This is a genomic window from Streptomyces sp. ERV7, assembly GCF_001653515.1.
Lineage (GTDB): Bacteria > Actinomycetota > Actinomycetes > Streptomycetales > Streptomycetaceae > Streptomyces.
This window is the reverse complement of the sequence record NZ_LYOY01000051.1, coordinates 814,983-834,197: the sequence shown is the minus strand read 5'-3', so window position 1 is coordinate 834,197 and position 19,215 is coordinate 814,983. Positions and strand designations below refer to the sequence as shown.

16 protein-coding genes and 1 pseudogene are annotated in these 19,215 nt (G+C 72.1%); 14 read left to right on the top strand and 3 right to left on the bottom strand.

Annotated elements, in window-relative coordinates; all coding sequences use genetic code 11:
• Positions 1–282 precede the first annotated feature (282 nt).
• Both A8W25_RS26670 and A8W25_RS26665 read left to right on the top strand, forming a co-directional pair.
• Entirely contained in the window at positions 283–1,536 is a 1,254-nt protein-coding gene (locus A8W25_RS26670; protein ID WP_067167262.1) for a helix-turn-helix domain-containing protein, read from the top strand.
• Positions 1,537–1,579: 43 nt separating this feature from the next.
• Positions 1,580–2,143 carry a GNAT family N-acetyltransferase gene (locus A8W25_RS26665; RefSeq protein ID WP_067165931.1) on the top strand — a complete coding sequence of 188 codons (564 nt, stop codon included), beginning with the start codon at positions 1,580–1,582 and terminating at the stop codon, positions 2,141–2,143.
• Here A8W25_RS26665 and A8W25_RS26660 read toward each other — a convergent pair.
• A complete protein-coding gene (locus A8W25_RS26660; protein WP_067165928.1) occupies positions 2,140–4,761 on the bottom strand; it encodes an NACHT domain-containing protein in 2,622 nt (873 codons plus the stop codon). The two genes, A8W25_RS26665 and A8W25_RS26660, sit on opposite strands and share 4 nt — an antisense overlap.
• Positions 4,762–4,940: 179 nt before the next feature.
• On the opposite strand from A8W25_RS26660, the gene A8W25_RS35640 reads away from it, so the two are divergent.
• From A8W25_RS35640 to A8W25_RS26610, 11 genes are all read left to right on the top strand, one after another.
• Complete coding sequence (locus A8W25_RS35640; protein WP_310591794.1) at positions 4,941–5,024, top strand: putative leader peptide; 84 nt, start codon at positions 4,941–4,943, stop codon at positions 5,022–5,024.
• Positions 5,025–5,139: 115 nt separating this feature from the next.
• Complete coding sequence (locus A8W25_RS26655; protein ID WP_067165925.1) at positions 5,140–6,837, top strand: nitrite/sulfite reductase; 1,698 nt, start codon at positions 5,140–5,142, stop codon at positions 6,835–6,837.
• Positions 6,834–7,013 carry a hypothetical protein gene (locus tag A8W25_RS26650; RefSeq protein WP_067165923.1) on the top strand — a complete coding sequence of 60 codons (180 nt, stop codon included), beginning with the start codon at positions 6,834–6,836 and terminating at the stop codon, positions 7,011–7,013. Before A8W25_RS26655 ends, A8W25_RS26650 begins: the two co-directional genes overlap by 4 nt.
• Positions 7,010–7,717: a phosphoadenylyl-sulfate reductase gene (locus tag A8W25_RS26645; RefSeq protein ID WP_067165920.1), complete on the top strand. Its 708-nt coding sequence runs from the start codon at positions 7,010–7,012 to the stop codon at positions 7,715–7,717. Before A8W25_RS26650 ends, A8W25_RS26645 begins: the two co-directional genes overlap by 4 nt.
• On the top strand, positions 7,717–8,286 hold the full coding sequence (gene cysC, locus A8W25_RS26640; RefSeq protein ID WP_107470796.1) for an adenylyl-sulfate kinase: 570 nt from the start codon (positions 7,717–7,719) through the stop codon (positions 8,284–8,286). The genes A8W25_RS26645 and cysC overlap by 1 nt, the downstream gene beginning before the upstream one ends.
• Positions 8,283–9,221 carry a sulfate adenylyltransferase subunit CysD gene (cysD, locus tag A8W25_RS26635; protein WP_067165918.1) on the top strand — a complete coding sequence of 313 codons (939 nt, stop codon included), beginning with the start codon at positions 8,283–8,285 and terminating at the stop codon, positions 9,219–9,221. The genes cysC and cysD overlap by 4 nt, the downstream gene beginning before the upstream one ends.
• On the top strand, positions 9,222–10,562 hold the full coding sequence (locus A8W25_RS26630; RefSeq protein WP_067165916.1) for a sulfate adenylyltransferase subunit 1: 1,341 nt from the start codon (positions 9,222–9,224) through the stop codon (positions 10,560–10,562).
• Positions 10,563–10,802: 240 nt separating this feature from the next.
• Positions 10,803–11,915 (top strand): aliphatic sulfonate ABC transporter substrate-binding protein, encoded by a 1,113-nt coding sequence (locus A8W25_RS26625; protein WP_067165913.1) that lies wholly within the window; start codon positions 10,803–10,805, stop codon positions 11,913–11,915.
• Positions 11,916–11,951: 36 nt separating this feature from the next.
• A complete protein-coding gene (locus A8W25_RS26620) occupies positions 11,952–12,740 on the top strand; it encodes an ABC transporter ATP-binding protein (protein ID WP_067165910.1) in 789 nt (262 codons plus the stop codon).
• Complete coding sequence (locus tag A8W25_RS26615; RefSeq protein ID WP_067165909.1) at positions 12,727–13,647, top strand: ABC transporter permease; 921 nt, start codon at positions 12,727–12,729, stop codon at positions 13,645–13,647. The genes A8W25_RS26620 and A8W25_RS26615 overlap by 14 nt, the downstream gene beginning before the upstream one ends.
• Before the next feature lie 6 nt (positions 13,648–13,653).
• The gene (locus A8W25_RS26610; protein WP_067165906.1) at positions 13,654–14,421 is read left to right on the top strand and encodes a sirohydrochlorin chelatase; all 768 of its coding nucleotides are present in this window, start codon (positions 13,654–13,656) and stop codon (positions 14,419–14,421) included.
• 6 nt (positions 14,422–14,427) lie between these two features.
• Here A8W25_RS26610 and A8W25_RS26605 read toward each other — a convergent pair whose 3' ends face one another.
• Positions 14,428–15,411: an ArsR/SmtB family transcription factor gene (locus A8W25_RS26605; protein WP_067165903.1), complete on the bottom strand. Its 984-nt coding sequence runs from the start codon at positions 15,409–15,411 to the stop codon at positions 14,428–14,430.
• On the opposite strand from A8W25_RS26605, the pseudogene A8W25_RS35180 reads away from it, so the two are divergent.
• Positions 15,295–16,617, top strand: a pseudogene (locus A8W25_RS35180) (MFS transporter); the annotation flags it as partial. The gene A8W25_RS26605 and the pseudogene A8W25_RS35180 overlap by 117 nt on opposite strands.
• Before the next feature lie 25 nt (positions 16,618–16,642).
• Here the strand turns inward: A8W25_RS35180 and A8W25_RS26590 are convergent.
• Positions 16,643–19,102: a right-handed parallel beta-helix repeat-containing protein gene (locus tag A8W25_RS26590; RefSeq protein WP_079126409.1), complete on the bottom strand. Its 2,460-nt coding sequence runs from the start codon at positions 19,100–19,102 to the stop codon at positions 16,643–16,645.
• Between the last annotated feature and the right edge of the window lie 113 nt (positions 19,103–19,215).

Here is a 19,215-nt window from a genome sequence, read left to right as displayed (position 1 = left end):
ACGGCACCACCCCCGCACTCCCATGCGCCCTTGCGGGCCATGAATGACCGGACGTCCGGTGTTCCACCACCTTCGTACACACGCACGGCCGTTCGCGAGAGTTGCAAAGGGTTGCAACCTTGTGAGGCATATCGCCCCGCGCCAACGCCCGGGCGGGCACGATGAATACGTGGCACCCGCGTTCACCGACACGCTCTGAACTCCCCCCCCTCGGAACGCCGGTGCCGGCAGGAGGACCCAGTGCAGGACACCACCCCCCTCGACCCGGCCCGGCTGGCCGCGATGGACGTACGGGAGGCCACCCGGCTGCTGAAGGGCATGCGGGCGGCCGCGCTCGCCGGACTGCCCTCCAGGCTCGCCCCGCGCGCGGAGATCGACGCCTCCTGGCGCCGGGTGCTGGGCCGCGGCCTGGACCCGGACGGCGCCGGCCACGCCGGGCTGCTGCCGCTGGCGGAGGTGGAGCGGCGCCGGCAGGCCTCGCCGCTGCGGGAGGTGCTGCCGGTGCTGCGGGAGGCGCTGGTGTCGGTGGCGGACGCCGCGCAGCACATCATGGTCGTCTCCGATGCCGACGGGACGCTGCTGTGGCGCGAGGGCCACGCCTCCGTCCTGAAGAACGCCGACGCGCTGGGGTTCCAGGTCGGGGCCGACTGGAGCGAGGGGGCGGTGGGAACCAACGGGGTGGGCACCCCGCTGATCACCGGCCGCCCGATGCAGGTGTACTCGGCCGAGCACTTCGTCTCCACCCACCACACCTGGACGTGCGCGGGCGCGCCGGTCGTGGACCCGCGCGACGGACGGCTGATCGGCGTGGTGGACGTGAGCGGCCCGCTGTCGACGATGCACCCGGCGACCCTGGCGTTCGTCACCTCCGTCGCCCGGCTGGCCGAGGCCGAGCTGCGCACCCGCCATCTCGCCGCCGTGGAGCGGCTGCGGACGGTGGCCGCGCCCGTGCTGTGCCGGATCGGCGGCCGGGCGCTCGCCGTGGACACCAACGGCTGGACGGCCGCGGTGACGGGGATGCCGCCGGTGGACCGGCTGCCGCTGCCGAAGTCGTTCCGGGCGGGCCGGGTCTGGCTGCCCTCGCTCGGCATGTGCGCGGTCGAGCCGCTGCCGGGCGGCTGGCTGGTGCGGGCGGTCGGCGACGGCGCGGGGCGGGCGGACGCGCTGCCCCGGCGGGTGGTGCTGGATCTGCGCCGCCCGCGCCGCTCGTCGGTGACGGTGTCGGGGGACGCGGGCAGCTGGGCGCAGGAGCTGAGCCCGCGCCACGCCGAGCTCCTGTATGTACTGGCCCTGCACCGGGCCGGGCGCACGGCCGCGCAGCTGGCGCACGACATCTTCGAGGACCCGACACGTACGGTGACGATACGGGCGGAGATGTCCCGGTTGCGGCGCCATCTGGCCGAGGTGCTCGCCCATCGGCCGTACCGGTTCGCGGAGGACGTGGAGGTGGAGGTGATCCAGCCGGCCCATCCGGCGGACCTGCTCCCCCACTCCACGGCCCCGGCGGTCCGAGGTGCCCGCCACCACCCGTACTGACCTGCGCTTGAAGGCGGGCCCTTCCCCGTGATTCGGTGACGGCATGAGCATCCCCGTCACCACCTGGTCCCTGGAGCAGACGTCCCCGGCCGACCTGCGCCCCGCCGCCGAGCCCACCGGAGACATCCGGATCGTCCGCGCCGAGGTGCCCTCGCCGGAGTTCAGCCGCTTCCTCTACACGGCGGTCGGCGGCGACATCCACTGGATCGACCGCCTGGCGTGGCCGTACGCGAAATGGCGGGAGTTCCTGGCCCGGCCGGGCGTGGAGACGTGGGTGGCGTACGAGAACGGCACCCCGGCGGGTTACGTCGAGCTCGAAGCGCAGGACGAGGGCGCGGTGGAGATCGTCTACTTCGGCCTGCTCCCGGCGTTCCGGGGCCGCCGCATAGGCGGCCACCTCCTCTCCCACGGCATCGCCCGCGCCTGGGACCTCGCCGACCGCTGGCCGGACCGCGCCGCCACCAAGCGGGTGTGGGTGCACACGTGCTCCCTGGACGGGGAGCACGCGATGGACAACTATCTGCGGCGCGGGTTCCGCCTCTTCGACACGAAGGTGGAGGAAGAGGCGGAGGTGGAGACGCCGGGGCCGTGGGCGGGGGCGCACTAGTCCGGCCGGTCCGCCTGGTCGGGTGAGCGCGGTTTCAGGTGGTCCCGGACCAAGCCGCGCAGGAGCGCGTCGAAGGCGCGGGCGTGGCGGAGGGGGAACCGCGATCGCGCGCCCTGTGCGCCGGCCCGTTCCCAGTCGGCCCTAGGGACCACTCCGAACTGGCAGAGCAGGGCCCCGGCGAACGACCGCTCGGGGGCGGGAAGCTGGGCGAGCATGCGGACCTGGACCGCATGGAGGCCGGCCAACAGGAGAAAGCGCTCCCCCACCTCCGGGGCGACACCGTCGTACAGAGCCTGTGCCACCCGGAAACCCGAGACCGCCTCGTCGGCCCCGAGTCCCAGCTCCCGCGCCAGCCTCGCGTCGGACACCTGCGGGGCAAGGTGGGCGAGCGGTGCGCTCGCGTCTCCCACGAGGGCCAGCGCGGCCAGGATGCGCGGGTCGACCCGCACTCCGTACGGCACGCCCAGCCCTCCCTCAGCCCATATCTGCCCCGCGAACAGGCTCACCCGCTTGACGAGGTGGTCGTCCTCCCCGGTGGCGAAGGGCCTCCACACCCACAGGAAGTTGTCGTCGAAGGACCGCTGCGGGAGCTCCCGCAGCGCCTGCTCGATCTCCGGGTCCCGCAGCATGTCCCCCATGAAGAACGCGGCCGCCCGCCACATCTCGATGTGCTCCCCGGGGTAGGCCGCGAGCACCGCCGCCGCGCGCGGCGTCCGGATCTGCAACAGCAGCCGTAACGCGCCCCGTTCCCCGCGCAGCACTGCCCGCCGCAGCGCGGGGACCGCCAGGTCGCCCATGGCCACGAGGGCCGGTCCGGCCCCCGGGACCGCGGGCAGCAGTTCGGCGAGCCGTTCCGCCGCCCTCGGCAGATTGGTGGCGGCGAGCGCGGCCAGGGCCGCCTCCTGGCGGTCGGCGCGGCGGCCGTCGGCCGCGAACTCCGAGAGCATGTCGAACACGGCGGTGCCCCGTGGCCGCCGGTCCCCCGCCACCACCCCGAACGCGGCGATCACCGCCTGGCGGTCCGCGCCCGGCTCCCGGCCCAGACGGTCCCGGAACATCCCGACGATCTCGTCGACGAGCCCCCCGTCCACCACCTGCGCGTCCGCCAGACACTGGAAGGCAAGCACCGGATCCCGCTCCAGCACCGCCCGTACGACCTCCGTGCAGTCCCGCGGCTCCGCGCCGCACCACAGCCGTACCGTCTCCCGCCACGCCGCCGGGTCGCGGGCGTAGCGGGCGAGCAGGCCCGGCGGGTCCGCCGCGAGGCGGGTCGCGGCCAGGTACTCCTGGAGCGTGAGGTGCGCGAACTGGTAGCGCTCCCCGCTGTCCACCGCGAGGAGCAGCCCGCTGCGCTCGACGATCTCCTCCAGGACCTCCTGGGCCCGGTCCTCCGGACGGCCCTGCTCCGCGAGCGCGGCCCGTACGTGCGTGAGCACCGCCCGCTCGGGCAGCGCCAGGCGGTCGTGGACGTCCGAGGGGATGTCCTGAGCGGCCAGCGCCAGGCGTTGCAGGACCGCCTTCTTCACCGGGTGCGAGAAGCGCGCGTCCCGCCGGCGGTCGCCGAGCAGGCCGTCCGTGACCTGCTTGTAGAAGTCGGCGCGGGTGTGCGGAAGCACCTGGTCCGTGCCCGCGTACACATGGCTGTACAGATACGCGATCATCGTCAGGAGCAGCGGGTTGCGCGCCAGCGGCATCAGCTGCGGGGTGTCGCGCAGCGCGCCGAGCAGCTGCTCCACGGTGTCGGCGGGCAGATGCTCCGGCCAGGGCCAGCCATGCAGGAAGCGGCGCACCAGGCGCTCGTCGAACTCCTCGACCCGCAGTGTGCGGTCGGCGTCCTCGTTGAACTCGCCCCGGTAGACGGCGATCCGGCAGGTGACCACCGTCCGGCACTTCGCGTGGGTCCGCATGAACTGGCCGATCGCGTCCGCGACCTCCTTGCGCCGGGTCGTCGGCACCTCGTCCAGACCGTCGAAGTACACGGCGAGGCGGCCCTCGGCGAGCGCCCGGTCGGCCCACTTCCCGGCGCCCGGGAAGTCATGGTCCGCGAAGTGTTTCACGATGTGGTCATGGAGGTCCCCCTTCTCCAGGTTCACCTCGTGCAGCTTCAGCAGGACCGGTACGTCCACGAGCTCCCCCGGCTCCGCCCTCGGCGGGCGCCGGCGCCCGTACCAGGCGCGGCGCCGCGGCCCGTCCGGGCGGTAGCGCTCGCGGCACCAGGCGAGCACGGTGTGGCGCAGGAGCATCGTCTTGCCCGCGCCGGGGACGCCGAGGACCACGGCCCGGCGCGCCTCGCGCAGTGACGCCGCCGCCTCGTTCCGCTCGGCGCCCGCGCCGAAGCCGGAGGCGGTGCGCAGCGGGACGTACACCGCCGCCATGTCCATGGCCTGCGCGTCGTCGACCCGGAAGGAGACGGAGAAGCGCTCGTGGCGCTCGTGGACGCGGACGATATAGCGGCGCAGCGCCGTGCGGGCGAGCAGGGCGCTGCCCGCGAGGCGGTGGTAGAGGAGGGCCGCCGTCTTGTCGACGAGCGTCCTGAACCAGTCCTTCAGCTTGAGGAGCAGGACGCCGAGGACGAAGGCGCCCGCCGCCGGGATCCATGACCGGAACTGTTCCCACATGAGCGTGCCCCCCTCGCCCGCGGCCTCCCCGGCACCAGGCAGGATAGGAGCGCCGCGGGTCCCGCGTCCGGCGGACGGCCGAGGTGACCCACAACACATCGTCTCGGCATTCGGGACATTGTTGTCCACATTTTGGATAGTGGTGGACTGGCCGGAGACGCGCGTGACACGCTTCCGTCATGTCCGGAACTGGAATTGCCTTGGTGAGTCGACGACACGTCGACCTGGGCCGCATGTCCAGCGCCATCTGTCCGGCCCGCTGAGAGACCCCAGCACCGCCGCCCCCAGTCTTCTTCACCGTACTTGCGCACCGCCGCGCCCTCAGCGCGAGTGTGCAGGTCAGAGCCGCCCTCCTGCAGTCCCGAAGGACGTATCCCCATGGCCGCCACCCCAGACAAGCCCGCCTCCACCGCCGCCCGCCGCAAGCCGGGGCGCCACCGTGGTGAAGGCCAGTGGGCCGTCGGTCACTTCACCCCGCTCAACGGGAACGAGCAGTTCAAGAAGGACGACGACGGTCTCAATGTGCGGACACGTATTGAGACGATTTACTCCAAGCGTGGTTTTGACTCCATCGACCCCAACGACCTGCGCGGACGGATGCGCTGGTGGGGTCTGTACACCCAGCGCAAGCCCGGGATCGACGGCGGCAAGACCGCGATCCTGGAGCCGGAGGAGCTGGACGACAAGTACTTCATGCTGCGCGTGCGCATCGACGGCGGCCGGCTGACCACCCAGCAGCTGCGGGTGATCGGCGAGATCTCGCAGGAGTTCGCGCGCGGGAGCGCGGACATCACCGACCGGCAGAACATCCAGCTGCACTGGATCCGCATCGAGGACGTCCCGGAGATCTGGAACCGGCTGGAGGCCGTCGGGCTGTCCACCACCGAGGCCTGCGGCGACTGCCCGCGCGTCGTCATCGGCTCGCCGGTCGCCGGGATCGCCGAGGACGAGATCATCGACGGCACCTGGGCGATCGACGAGATCCAGCGGCGGTACATCGGCAGCAAGGAGTTCTCCAACCTGCCGCGCAAGTTCAAGTCCGCGATCTCCGGCTCGCCGCTCCTCGACGTGGTCCACGAGATCAACGACATCGCCTTCGTCGGCGTCGAGCACCCCGAGCACGGCCCCGGCTTCGACCTGTGGGTCGGCGGCGGTCTGTCGACCAACCCGAAGATCGGTGTCCGGCTCGGCGCCTGGGTCCCGCTGGAGGAGGTCCCGGACGTCTGGGCGGGCGTGATCGGCATCTTCCGCGACTACGGCTACCGGCGGCTGCGCACCCGCGCCCGGCTGAAGTTCCTGGTCGCCGACTGGGGTCCGGAGAAGTTCCGCCAGATCCTGGAGGACGAGTACCTCAAGCGCGCCCTGGTCGACGGTCCGGCGCCCGCCGAGCCCACCCGGCGCTGGCGCGACCACGTCGGCGTGCACCGCCAGCAGGACGGCCGCTTCTACGTCGGGTTCGCCCCGCGCGTCGGCCGCGTCGACGGCGCCACGCTGACGAAGATCGCCGAGGTCGCGGAGGCCCACGGCTCGGGCCGCGTCCGTACCACGGTCGAGCAGAAGATGATCGTCCTCGACGTCGAGGAGGCGCAGGTCGAGCCGCTCGTCGAGGCCCTGGAGGCGCTGGACCTGACCGCGAAGCCGTCCCCGTTCCGGCGCGGCACCATGGCCTGCACCGGTATCGAGTACTGCAAGCTGGCGATCGTCGAGACCAAGGCGCGCGGCGCCGCGCTCATCGACGAGCTGGAGCGCCGCATCCCGGACTTCGACGAGCCGATCACCATCAACCTCAACGGCTGCCCGAACGCCTGCGCCCGTATCCAGGTCGCGGACATCGGTCTCAAGGGCCAGCTGGTCCTCAACGACGAGGGCGAGCAGGTCGAGGGCTACCAGGTGCACCTGGGCGGCGCGCTCGGCCTGGACGCGGCCTTCGGCCGCAAGGTCCGCGGCCTGAAGGTCACCTCGGCCGAACTGCCGGACTACGTCGAGCGCGTCCTCAAGCGCTTCGAGGCCGAGCGCGAGGCCGGCGAGCGGTTCGCCACCTGGGCCGCGCGCGCCGACGAGGGGGCCCTGTCGTGAGCGAGCGAGCGGCGCCCTTCTACTGCCCGTACTGCGGGGACGAGGACCTGCGCCCTTCCGAGGAGGGCCACGGGGCCTGGGAATGCGCGAGCTGCAACCGCGCGTTCCGGCTCTCGTTCCTCGGACTGCTGGCCCGTGGGCCGCGGTCCAACGACCTGCGGGAGGAAACCTCATGACGACCCTTCAGGCACACTCGGCCGACGAGCTCAGGGCGCTGGCGGAGACCGCCGGGCGCGAGCTGGAGGAGGCCGAGCCGCTCGACATACTGAGCTGGGCGGCCGACACCTTCGGCAAGCGGTTCTGCGTGACCTCCTCGATGGAGGACGCGGTGGTCGCCCATCTCGCCTCGCGGGCGATGCCCGGCGTGGACGTGGTGTTCCTGGACACCGGCTACCACTTCCCGGAGACCATCGGCACCCGGGACGCGGTGGCGGCCGTACTGGACGTCAACGTCATCACGCTGACCCCGCGTCAGACCGTGGCCGAGCAGGACGCCCAGTACGGGCCGAAGCTGCACGACCGCGACCCGGACCTGTGCTGCGCGCTGCGCAAGGTCAAGCCGCTCCAGGAGGGCCTGACGGCGTACTCGGCGTGGGCGACCGGCCTGCGCCGCGACGAGTCCCCGACCCGGGCCAACACCCCGGTGGTCGGCTGGGACGAGAAGCGGCAGAAGGTCAAGGTCTCCCCGATCGCCCGCTGGACGCAGGACGACGTGGACGCGTACGTGACGGAGCACGGCGTGATCACCAACCTGCTGCTCATGGACGGCTATCCGTCCATCGGCTGCGCTCCCTGCACCCGCCGGGTGGCGGAGGGCGAGGACGCGCGGGCCGGCCGCTGGGCCGGGCGCGACAAGACCGAGTGCGGGCTGCACGGCTGATGACCAACACCCAGGAGAACCAAGTGAGCGGGCACACCACCGGAGCCACCGTCTGGCTGACCGGGCTGCCCAGCGCGGGCAAGACCACCCTCGCGTACGAGCTGGCGGACCGGCTGCGCGACGAGGGGCACCGGGTCGAGGTGCTCGACGGCGACGAGATCCGCGAGTTCCTCTCGGCCGGGCTCGGCTTCAGCCGCGAGGACCGGCACACCAATGTGCAGCGGATCGGCTTCGTCGCCGAACTGCTCGCCGCCAACGGCGTCAAGGCGCTGGTGCCGGTGATCGCCCCGTACGCCGACAGCCGTGACGCGGTCCGCAAGCGCCACCAGTCCGAGGGCACCGCCTATCTGGAGGTGCATGTCGCCACTCCCGTGGAGGTCTGCTCCGAACGCGATGTGAAGGGCCTGTACGCCAAGCAGGCGGCCGGCGAGATCAGCGGGCTCACCGGGGTCGACGACCCCTACGAGGCGCCCGAATCGCCCGACCTGCGGATCGAGTCGCACCAGCAGACCGTGCGGGAGTCCGCGTCCGCGCTCCACGCACTGCTCACCGAGAGGGGTCTCGCATGACGACGACCGCCGCCGCCCCCACCGAGGGCAGGGACACCCCGTACGCGCTCACCCACCTCGACGCCCTGGAGTCCGAGGCGGTGCACATCTTCCGCGAGGTGGCGGGCGAGTTCGAGCGGCCGGTGATCCTCTTCTCCGGTGGCAAGGACTCGATCGTCATGCTGCATCTGGCGCTGAAGGCGTTCGCCCCCGCGGCGATCCCCTTCACGCTGCTGCACGTGGACACCGGGCACAACTTCCCCGAGGTCCTGGAGTACCGCGACCGCGCCGTCGCCCGGCACGGCCTGCGCCTGCACGTGGCCTCCGTCCAGGAGTACATCGACGCCGGAAAGCTGCGCGAGCGCCCCGACGGTGTCCGCAATCCGCTGCAGACCGTGCCGCTGACCGAGGCCATCCAGCAGCACCGCTTCGACGCCGTGTTCGGCGGCGGGCGGCGCGACGAGGAGAAGGCCCGGGCCAAGGAGCGGGTGTTCTCGCTGCGCGACGAGTTCTCGCAGTGGGACCCGCGCCGCCAGCGCCCCGAGCTGTGGCAGCTCTACAACGGCCGGCACGCGCCGGGCGAGCACGTGCGCGTCTTCCCGCTCTCCAACTGGACCGAGCTGGACGTGTGGCAGTACATCGCCCGCGAGGGCATCGAGCTGCCGCAGATCTACTTCGCGCACGAGCGCGAGGTGTTCAGGCGGGCCGGCATGTGGCTGACCGCGGGCGAGTGGGGCGGCCCCAAGAAGGACGAGAGCACCGAGAAGCGGCTGATCCGCTACCGCACGGTCGGCGACATGTCCTGCACCGGCGCCGTCGACTCCGACGCGACGACGCTGGACGCCGTGATCGCCGAGATCGCCGCCTCCCGGCTCACCGAGCGGGGCGCGACGCGCGCCGACGACAAGATGTCCGAGGCCGCGATGGAAGACCGCAAGCGCGAGGGGTACTTCTAAATGACCACCACGATCGAGCAGTTGGCGGGTCTCTCCGCCACCACCCTGCTGCGCTTCGCGACCGCCGGGTCCGTCGACGACGGCAAGTCCACCCTGGTGGGCCGGCTCCTGCACGACTCCAAGTCGGTCCTCACCGACCAGCTGGAGGCCGTCGAGGCCGCCTCCGCCAAGCGCGGCCAGGAGGCCCCCGACCTGGCGCTGCTCACCGACGGCCTGCGGGCCGAGCGCGAGCAGGGCATCACCATCGACGTCGCCTACCGCTACTTCGCCACCCCCCGGCGGCGGTTCATCCTGGCCGACACCCCCGGGCACGTGCAGTACACCCGGAACATGGTGACCGGCGCCTCCACCGCCGACCTCGCCCTGGTCCTGGTCGACGCCCGCAACGGCGTGGTCGAGCAGACCCGCCGGCACGCCGCGGTCGCCGCCCTGCTGCGGGTGCCGCACGTGGTGCTCGCGGTCAACAAGATGGACCTGGTCGGGTACGAGGAGAAGGTCTTCGCGGCGATCGCCGAGGAGTTCACCACGTACGCCGGCGAGCTGGGCGTACCGGAGATCACCGCGATCCCGATCTCGGCGCTGGCCGGCGACAACGTGGTGGAGCCGTCCGCCCACATGGACTGGTACGGCGGCCCGACCGTCCTTGAGCACCTGGAGACGGTCCCGGTCAGCCACGACCTCACCGGCTGCCACGCCCGGCTGCCCGTGCAGTACGTGATCCGCCCGCAGACCGCCGAGCACCCCGACTACCGGGGCTACGCGGGCCAGATCGCGGCGGGCACCTTCCGGGTCGGCGAGAGCGTGACCGTGCTGCCCTCGGGCCGCACTTCGAAGATCTCCGGGATCGACCTGCTCGGCGAGTCGGTGGACGTGGCCTGGACCCCGCAGTCCGTGACGCTGCTCCTCGACGACGACGTCGACATCTCGCGCGGCGATCTGATCGTGCCGAGCGGGGACGCGCCCGCGACCACGCAGGACGTGGAGGCGACGGTCTGCCATGTGGCCGACCAGCCGCTCGCCGTCGGCCACCGCGTGCTGCTCAAGCACGGCACCCGTACGGTCAAGGCGATCGTCAAGGACATCCCGTCCCGGCTCACCCTCGACGACCTGTCGCTGCACCCGCACCCGGGGCAGCTGGCCGCCAACGACATCGGCCGCGTCAAGATCCGTACCGCCGAGCCGCTGCCGCTCGACTCGTACGCCGACTCCCGCCGCACCGGTGCCTTCATCCTGATCGACCCGGCCGACGGCACCACGCTCACCGCGGGCATGGTCGGCGAGTCGTTCGCCGCTCCCGAGCCCGTCAGGGCCGAGAACGAGCCGGACGGGTGGGACTTCTGACCATGACCACCCACGACTTCTACTCCACGTTCGCCAAGGAGGGCGGCCGCGTCGGCAGCGGCGTCCTCGGCAGCGGGCAGGGCGGAGTGGGCCGATGTGCGCGATGACGTACGCGCACCGCTCGCGCGCCCAGCGGCTCCACCCGCAGCACCGCTCCAGACGAAAACCCGCCGACCTCCCGGCCACCTTCCCCGTCCCCAGGGGGAGTTGACCGCCGGGCCAACGAGAGGAACACCTCCCGTGCCTGCCAATCACCCCGCTCTCCGCCGCGGCCTCGCCGCCGCCGCGGCCCTCCCCCTGCTCGTCCTGGCCGCCTGCAGCTACGGGTCGCAGAAGGACAAGTCCGACGGCGCCCAGAAGGCCGGGGTCGCCGCCGACGCCAAGAAGCTGTCGGCGGACTCGGTGAAGATCGGGTACTTCCCGAACCTCACCCACGCCACCGCGCTGGTGGGCGTCCAGGAGGGTCTGTTCCAGAAGGAGCTGGGCGGCACCGAGGTGAAGACCTCCACCTTCAACGCGGGCCCCTCCGAGATCGAGGCGCTGAACGCCGGGGCGATCGACATCGGCTGGATCGGCCCCTCCCCCTCGATCAACGGCTACGCCAAGTCCAAGGGCCAGAACCTGCGCATCATCGGCGGCTCCGCCTCGGGCGGGGTGAAGCTGGTGGTGAACCCGGACAAGATCAAGTCCCTGGACGACGTCAAGGGCCACAAGATCGCCACCCCGCAGCTCGGCAACACCCAGGACGTGGCCTTCCTCAACTGGATCGCCGAGAAGGGCTGGAAGGTCGAGGCCCAGAGCGGCAAGGGCGACGTCTCCGTGGTCCGCACGGACAACAAGATCACCCCGGACGCCTACAAGTCCGGCTCCGTCGACGGCGCCTGGGTGCCGGAGCCGACCGCGTCCAAGCTGGTCGCGCAGGGTGCGAAGGTGCTCCTGGACGAGGCCGACCTGTGGGCCGACAAGGAGTTCGTGATCACGAACATCATCGTGTCGCAGAAGTTCCTCAAGGCGCACCCCGACGTCGTCGAGGCGGTGCTGCGCGGCTCGGTGAAGACCAACGACTGGATCAAGGCCGACCCGGACAGGGCCAAGGCGTCCGCGAACGCCGCACTCAAGTCGCTCAGCGGCAAGGCGCTGCCCGCGAACGTCCTGGACCCGGCGTGGCAGTCGATCAAGACCACCGACGACCCGCTGGCCGCCACCCTCGGCATCGAGGCCGACCACGCGGTCAAGGCCGGTCTGCTGAAGAAGCCCGACCTGGACGGCATCTACGACCTGGCCCCGCTCAACAAGGTCCTCAAGGGCCTGGGCAGGCCCGAGGTCGCCGACGCCGGCTTCGGCGTCAAGTAACCCCGTATCCGCACCAGTTCCCAGGAGGTGACGACCATGGCCACCGCAGTCGCCGCGGCCGAGGAGCGTGCCACGACGGAGTACGCCGCCCGGATCGGGCACGTATCGAAGTCGTTCGCCGGCCCCGCCGGCCCCCAGCTCGTGCTCGACGACATCACCCTCGATGTCGCACCGGGCGAGTTCGTCACCCTCCTGGGAGCCTCCGGGTGCGGCAAGTCGACGCTCCTGAACCTGGTGGCGGGCCTCGACAAGCCGACCGCCGGAACGATCGAGACGCCCGGCGGGCGGCCCGCCCTGATGTTCCAGGAGCACGCGCTCTTCCCATGGCTGACCGCGGGCAAGAACATCGAGCTCGCCCTGCGGCTGCGCGGGGTGCCCAAGGCCGAGCGCCGCGGGCGCGCCGAGGAGCTCCTTGAGCTGGTGCGGCTGACCGGCGCGTACGGCAAGCGGGTGCACGAGCTGTCGGGCGGGATGCGCCAGCGCGTGGCGATGGCCCGCGCGATCGCCCAGGACAGCCAACTGCTCCTGATGGACGAGCCGTTCGCGGCGCTCGACGCGATCACCCGGGACGTCCTGCACGACGAGCTGACCCGTATCTGGCGCGAGACGAACCTGTCCGTCCTGTTCGTCACGCACAACGTGCGCGAGGCCGTCCGCCTCGCCCAGCGCGTGGTGCTCCTGTCGTCCCGGCCGGGCCGGGTGGCGCACCAGTGGACCGTGGACATCCCGCAGCCGCGCCGTATCGAGGACTCCGACGTGGCGGAGCTCTCCGTAGAGATCACCGAACAACTGCGTGGGGAGATCCGCCGCCATGGCCAGCACTGAGACGTCCGAGGCCGAGAAGGCCGGCAAGGCCGTCGGGGCCCCCAGGGACACCCATGACCTGGCCGGTCTGGAGGCGGGCCTCGACGCGCTGGAGACGGTCCAGAGCGGGCGCACCCCGCTGCGCGAGACCCTGGTCCAGAAGGTGCTGCCGCCTGTCTCGGCGATCGCCCTGGTCCTGGCGGTCTGGCAGGGCCTGGTGTGGGCGGAGGTCGCCGACAGCACCAAGCTGCCTTCGCCGTCCTCGGTCTGGTCGGGCCTGCGGGAGCTGTGGCTCCAGGGCACCCTGCTCGACATCGTCTGGACCAGCGTCTCGCGCGGACTGCTCGGCTTCCTGCTCGCGCTGGCGATCGGCACCCCGCTGGGGCTGATCGTGGCCCGGGTGAAGTTCATCCGGGCGGCCATCGGGCCGATCCTGTCCGGTCTCCAGTCGCTGCCCTCGGTGGCCTGGGTGCCCCCGGCGGTGATCTGGCTCGGCCTGAACAACTCGATGATGTACGCGGTGATCCTGCTGGGCGCGGTGCCCTCGATCGCCAACGGCCTCGTCTCCGGCGTCGACCAGGTCCCGCCGCTGTTCCTGCGCGCGGGCCGCACGCTGGGCGCGACCGGGCTGCGCGGCACCTGGCACATCGTGATGCCCGCCGCCCTGCCCGGCTATCTGGCGGGCCTCAAGCAGGGCTGGGCGTTCTCCTGGCGCTCGCTGATGGCCGCCGAGATCATCGCCTCCTCGCCCGATCTGGGCCTGGGGCTCGGCCAGTTGCTGGAGAACGGCCGCAACAACTCCGACATGCCGGGCGTCTTCCTCGCCATCTTCCTCATCCTGATCGTGGGCATCGCGATCGACCTGCTCATCTTCAGCCCGCTGGAGCGCTATGTGCTGCGCAGCCGCGGTCTGCTGGTGAAGAGCTGAGCCACGATGTACGGACCCGTCCTCCTCGTCATCGCCCACGGCAGCCGCGACCCGCGGCACGCGGCGACCGTGCACGCCCTGGTGCGGCGCGTGCGCTCGCTGCGCCCGGGGCTGCGCGTGGAGACCGGCTTCCTGGACTTCAACGCCCCGGCGGTGCCGCGGGTCCTTGAGCGGCTGGCCTTCGAGGGCGTACGTGAGGTCGTGGCCCTCCCCCTGCTCCTGACCCGGGCCTTCCACGCCAAGTCCGACATCCCGGCGGTGCTCGACCAGGCGCCGCCGCAGCTGGACATCCGCCTCGCCGATGTCCTCGGCCCCTCACCGCTGCTGCTCTCCACGGTGGAGCGACGGCTCCAGGAGGCCTTGTACGAGGCGGGGCTCGCCCCCGCCGACAAGCGCTCGACCGGGGTCGTCCTGGCCTCGGCGGGCTCCACGGACCCGGAGGCGATCGCAGTGATCGCAAACGTAGCGCGGGAGCTGCGGCACACCGGTTGGTGCGCCGTGCGACCTGCGTTCGCCTCCGCTGTGTTTCCCGGGGGCTATCCCCGTACGGAGGACGCCGTACGGGAGTTGCGGGCGTCCGGTGTGCGGCGGGTCGCCGTCGCCCCGTACGTCATCGCCCCGGGTTTCCTGCCGGACCGTATCGCCCGGGGCGCCGAGGGCGCGGACGTCCTCGCCGATGTGCTGGGCGCGGCCCCGGAGCTGGCCCGGCTGCTGCTCGTGCGGTACGACGAGGCACGGCAGCGGGCGCGGTGCCCGCAGGTGCTCAGCGCCTGACCGGCCTCACCCTCTGAGCAGTTCGTTCCCGAGCGCCGTGCGGGCGTACTCCACTCCCCGGCCGCGCCGGCTCCGGTGCAGCAGCCCCGCGTCGTAGAGCACCGACAGATGCTGGCTGACCGCGCCCGGGGTGACGTCGAGGCGCCGGGCGAGCTCGGTGGTGGTGGCCGGATCGGCGAGCAGGGTCAGCAGCCGCGCCCGGGCCGGGCCGAGCAGCCGGACCACGGCGCGGTCGCTGACCGGAGGGGGCGTCTCGGCGAGCCTTCCCCGGCCGTGCGCCGGGTAGTTGAGCACCGGCGCCCGGGTGGTGTCGACGGAGGTGATGGCGCCGCGCACGAACGTCGTCGGGACCAGCACCATGCCCCGGCCCGCCACCTGGACGTCGGCGGCCGGCCAGATGGCCGGGACCGGGTGCCGCAGCCGCAGTACCCCGGGCCGCCAGGTCAGCCGCGTGTCGAGGCCGCAGAAGAGCCCGGCCGCCCCCTGCTCGGCCAGCACCCGTGACTGATGGGCGAGATCGGCCTCCAGGACCGCCCTGGCCCTGGGCCACCAGTCGGGGGCGAGACACTCGTGCCAGTACCGGTCGAAGGCCGAGGCGATGCGCTCCAGGAGCGCGGCCGGGTCGGCGAGCCCCTCGGCGACGACCGGCGGGAGCGGCACGCCGGGACCGAACGTCCGCCGGAAGTCGGGCTCGATCGACTCCACGGGCGTGGCCCGCAACTGCGCCAGCTGCTCGGCGAACGAGGGCCGCACACGCTCCGGCCGGGGCGTGAGGAAGTCCGGGATGAAGCCGTGCGGGGCGATGAGCGCGTCGAACAGCTCGGTGTCCTGACGCTCGTACAGCGGCCGCAGCCGCCGCAGCCAGGGCCGCTGATGCGGGAACCGGGAGCCGTCCCACCAGCCCCAGAGCGAGAAGACCGCCTCCTGGTAGGGCGAGTACGCGAAGGACGTACTGGCCAGATCGCCCACACCGAACCTGAACTCGATCACTCCCGGCCCCCGTGCCCCCGGCATCCTTTTAGCCGGACACTAAATGAGTGCCCCTGGCGTGTACACAGCGGGTTGGCTGTCCCCATGACCACCGCGCAGACCCGCCCCCGCCCCATGGCCAGATCCGCCTTCGTCCCGGACGAGCCGGTGCTCCGCCGGCTCGCCCTGATGACCGCCCTCAACTCCTTCGGCAACGGCCTGTTCTTCCCGGTCAGCGTGCTCTACTTCACCCGTATCTGCGGTATCGGGACGACCCAGGTCGGCTTCGGCCTCACCATCGCCGGGCTGTTCGGCGTCGCCGCCGGCATCCCGGCCGGGCGTGCCGCGGACCGCTGGGGCAGCCGCCGGGTGATCGCCGCGCTGTGGCTGGGCTGCGGAGTGGCGATGGCCGGGTACTCCCTGGTCCACGGGTACGCGGGCTTCCTGGTGGCGGCTGTCTGCTTCGGCGCGCTCAACCAGTCGAGCTGGGGCGTCAAGGGCGCGCTCTTCGCGGACGTGCTGCCCGCCGCGACCCGGGTGGAGGCGCGCGGCTATCTGCGGATGGTCACCAACGCGACGATGGGCCTGGGCGGGGCGATCGGCGCGGTGGCTCTCCAGATGGACACCCGGGGCGCCTACATCTCCCTGATCCTCTTCGACGCGGCGACGTATCTGATCCCCGCCGTTCTCGTACGGACCCTGCCGCTCAACGAGGCCGCGTCGGCCGCGCGAGAGGCGAACGGCTCGGCCGACACCCCGTCCGAGAGCCGCTGGCGCGCGGTCCGCGACCTGCCGTATCTGGCGGTGACCGTGCTCAACGCCGTGACGACCCTCCAGTTCAGCCTGCTCGAAGTGGGCATGCCGCTGTGGATCGCCGAGAACACCGAGGCCCCGCGCTGGTCGGTCGCCATGGTGATGATCGTCAACTGCGTCCTGGTGGCGCTGCTCCAGGTCCGCGCCACCCGGGGCGCCTCGGACGTGCCGGGAGCGGTACGGGCGATGGGCCGCGCGGGACTGCTCCTGGGCGCCTCCTGCGTGGTGTTCGCCCTGTCCGCCGGCCTCTCCCCCCTGTGGGCGGTGGCCGTGCTCGCGGCGGGCGCGGTGGTCCAGGTCTTCGGCGAGGTACTGTCCTCGGCCGGCGGCTGGACCCTGGGCTACGAACTGGCCGACTCCCGCGCCCACGGCGTCTACCAGGGCGTCTTCAGCTCCGGCTCGGCCGCGGCGATGATGGCGGGCCCGGCCCTCGTCACGATCACGGCAGTGGGTCACGGCTTCGCGGGCTGGGCCTTCCTGGCAGCCCTCTTCGCCACAGCGGGCCTGGCAGTACGCCCGGCGGTGCGGTGGGCCCAGCGGGACGGCGAATGGAGAGGAGAGAAGCCGGCGTAGGCGCGGCTTCGGGGCGGGGGGCGTCCCCGGCGAGAAAGCGCGGGCACTCCACCCCGTCCGGGGACACGGACCCGTCCCCGCCCAACCCAACCCCCCTCAGGACCGCGACCCGCTTGAACTCCGCCACGTCGACACTCGCCCGCCCCGCCTCCGTACCGTCGGGCCGCAGGGCGTACGCCGTATAGCCGGTGACCGGCGAACCCCCGTCGACGAAGCTGGGGTTGAACGTCACATACAGCCCGTCGCCGCCGCCCGTACTCGTCCCCACCCGCGCCGGCGCCTCCGGCACGGACACCGCCCCGACCCTACGGGTGAGCACACTCGCGTACGCGGGCTCGATCCCGGCATGGGCGACGGTCTCCGGGGGCGCCTCGGACAGCCCGGCCATGATGTGGTTCCCCCTGGTCACCAGCCCCTTGTTGGAGCCGTCGGGAGCGCCCTCCTCCCACCAGTTCCCCTCGATCAGCGTCGGATCGTTGTTGCCGAGCGCATCGCGGTAGTCGGTGTGGCGGCTGCCCACGTTCGCGTAGGCCGCCCCGAAAAGAACATTGCCCCGCACGGTCTCGTACGTACAGCCGTTGTCGGTGTAGACGCTCTTGCCCAGGCCCCACTGGTCGTGGATGACGTTGCCGGTGACCTGCTCGCCGTCGGCCATCGAGGTGCCGGTCAGGCCCTGGGTGTAGATGCCGCCGCCGTCGTCGAGCAGCTGCATGTAGTCGAAGATCAGGTTGTCGCGCACCGCGTTGTCGTGGCTCGGGTTGGGCGTCGCGGGTGAGCCGATCTTGTCGGGCCAGCCGCCCCAGCCCAGCGAGATCGCGCTGTAGCCGAGGTGGTCGAGCTGGTTGTGCGCGAGGGTGGTGTGCTGGGTGTACCCGTCGAGAATGCCGACACCGCCGTGGTACTCGCGCGGAAGCCCGTAGAGGTGATTGTTCGTCACCTCCACTCCTGAGGCGGCCTGTTGGCCGTCCACCCCACCGATCTCCAGCCCATTGCCCGAGATGTCGGTGAAGACACTCCCCCGCACGACCGAGTCCGTGGTCCCGGCACCGAGGTCGAGCCCGGCCGCGCCCAGGTGCGCGAAGACGCAGTCGCTGATGCCGATGCGCTGCCCGTACGCGAAGGACACATTGCCCGGCATCTTCGTCCAGGAGGCGAACGGGCAGCTGCCGCCGTCGACGAAGCCGCAGAGGCCCTGCGTCGCCCAGCCCTTGGCCCCGGTGAGGGTGTAGCCGGCCTGGATCTCGGAGAAGCCCTCGGGCCCGGACGGCGTCAGCCAGGTCGCATAGCCGAACTGGACGCCCTGGAAGGCGATGTCGTGCAGGGGCGCGGCCCGGGTGCCCCGCCCCTCCACGAGCTTCTCGGCGAAGGCCGCCTCCACATCGGCGCGGCCCAGGTCCTCGCCCTTGCGCGGCAGGTAGTACACGGTGTGCGCAGCGCGGTCGAGGTACCACTCGCCGGGCCGGTCGAGGAGTTCGTAGGCGTTCTCCACGTACGAGGCCCTGCCGCTGTTGGTGAGACGGCCCGGACCGACCATGCTCACGGTCCGGCCGGGCCGGTCGGGGAACTCCACGCGCCTGGTGGAGTTGTCCCAGCAGGGCTGGGCCATGGTGATCGCGGTGCCGCGCGCCGAGGCGATCCGGCAGCGCGGCTCGGTCCACTGGCCGAGGCCGTTGCGTTCGACGTTCCAGAGCGCCTCGCCGCTGGTGTAGACGAACTCGGCGTCGGAGGGGTGGCGCCAGCGCGCGAGCGTGTCGGCGGTGGCGGTGTAGCCGGTCGCCGTCACGCCCAGACCGACCGGGACCTCGCCGCGGGCGCGCTGGGCGCGCACCCCGTCCACGTACAACTGCCGGGTGTCGGTGAGCCCCTGGGGCGCGGGGGCGGACCAGAGCCCGGGGCGCCCGGCCACCGGGCGCCAGCCCTCGACCCTGCGTCCGCCGCTGATCAGGGTCGATTCGGCGCCCGCGCCCTGCCAGACGATCCGGTGCCCGGCCGGGCCGGAGTCGCGCCCGTCCAGGACGAGCGGCCCGGTCGTCCGGTACGTACCGGGGGCCAGGTGCACGGTGATGTCGCCGGAGTAGCGCGCGGAGCCGTAGTGCGCCGCCTTGTCGCGCGCCAGGTCGCGGGCGCGGGTGAGGGTGCGTACGGGGTGGCCCGACGTGCCGTCGGCGGCGTCCCGGCCGGAGGGGGAGACATGGACGTCGGCGGTGCGCGGCACGGCGTGGGACCCGGCCCCGGCCGACGGCACCAGACCGGGGCCGGTCAGGACCAGGGCGGCGAGCACACCGGTCAGTACGGCTCGTAGGGGCGTGCTCCGGAGCGCGGGCATGCTGCCTCCTCTGGGGTCCAGGGAAACATAGGAGCACTGACGCCGGACGGTCAACGCGTGAGCCGAATTTTCTCCGTACTGGCACTCAACTCCCGCCAGTCATCGGATCACTT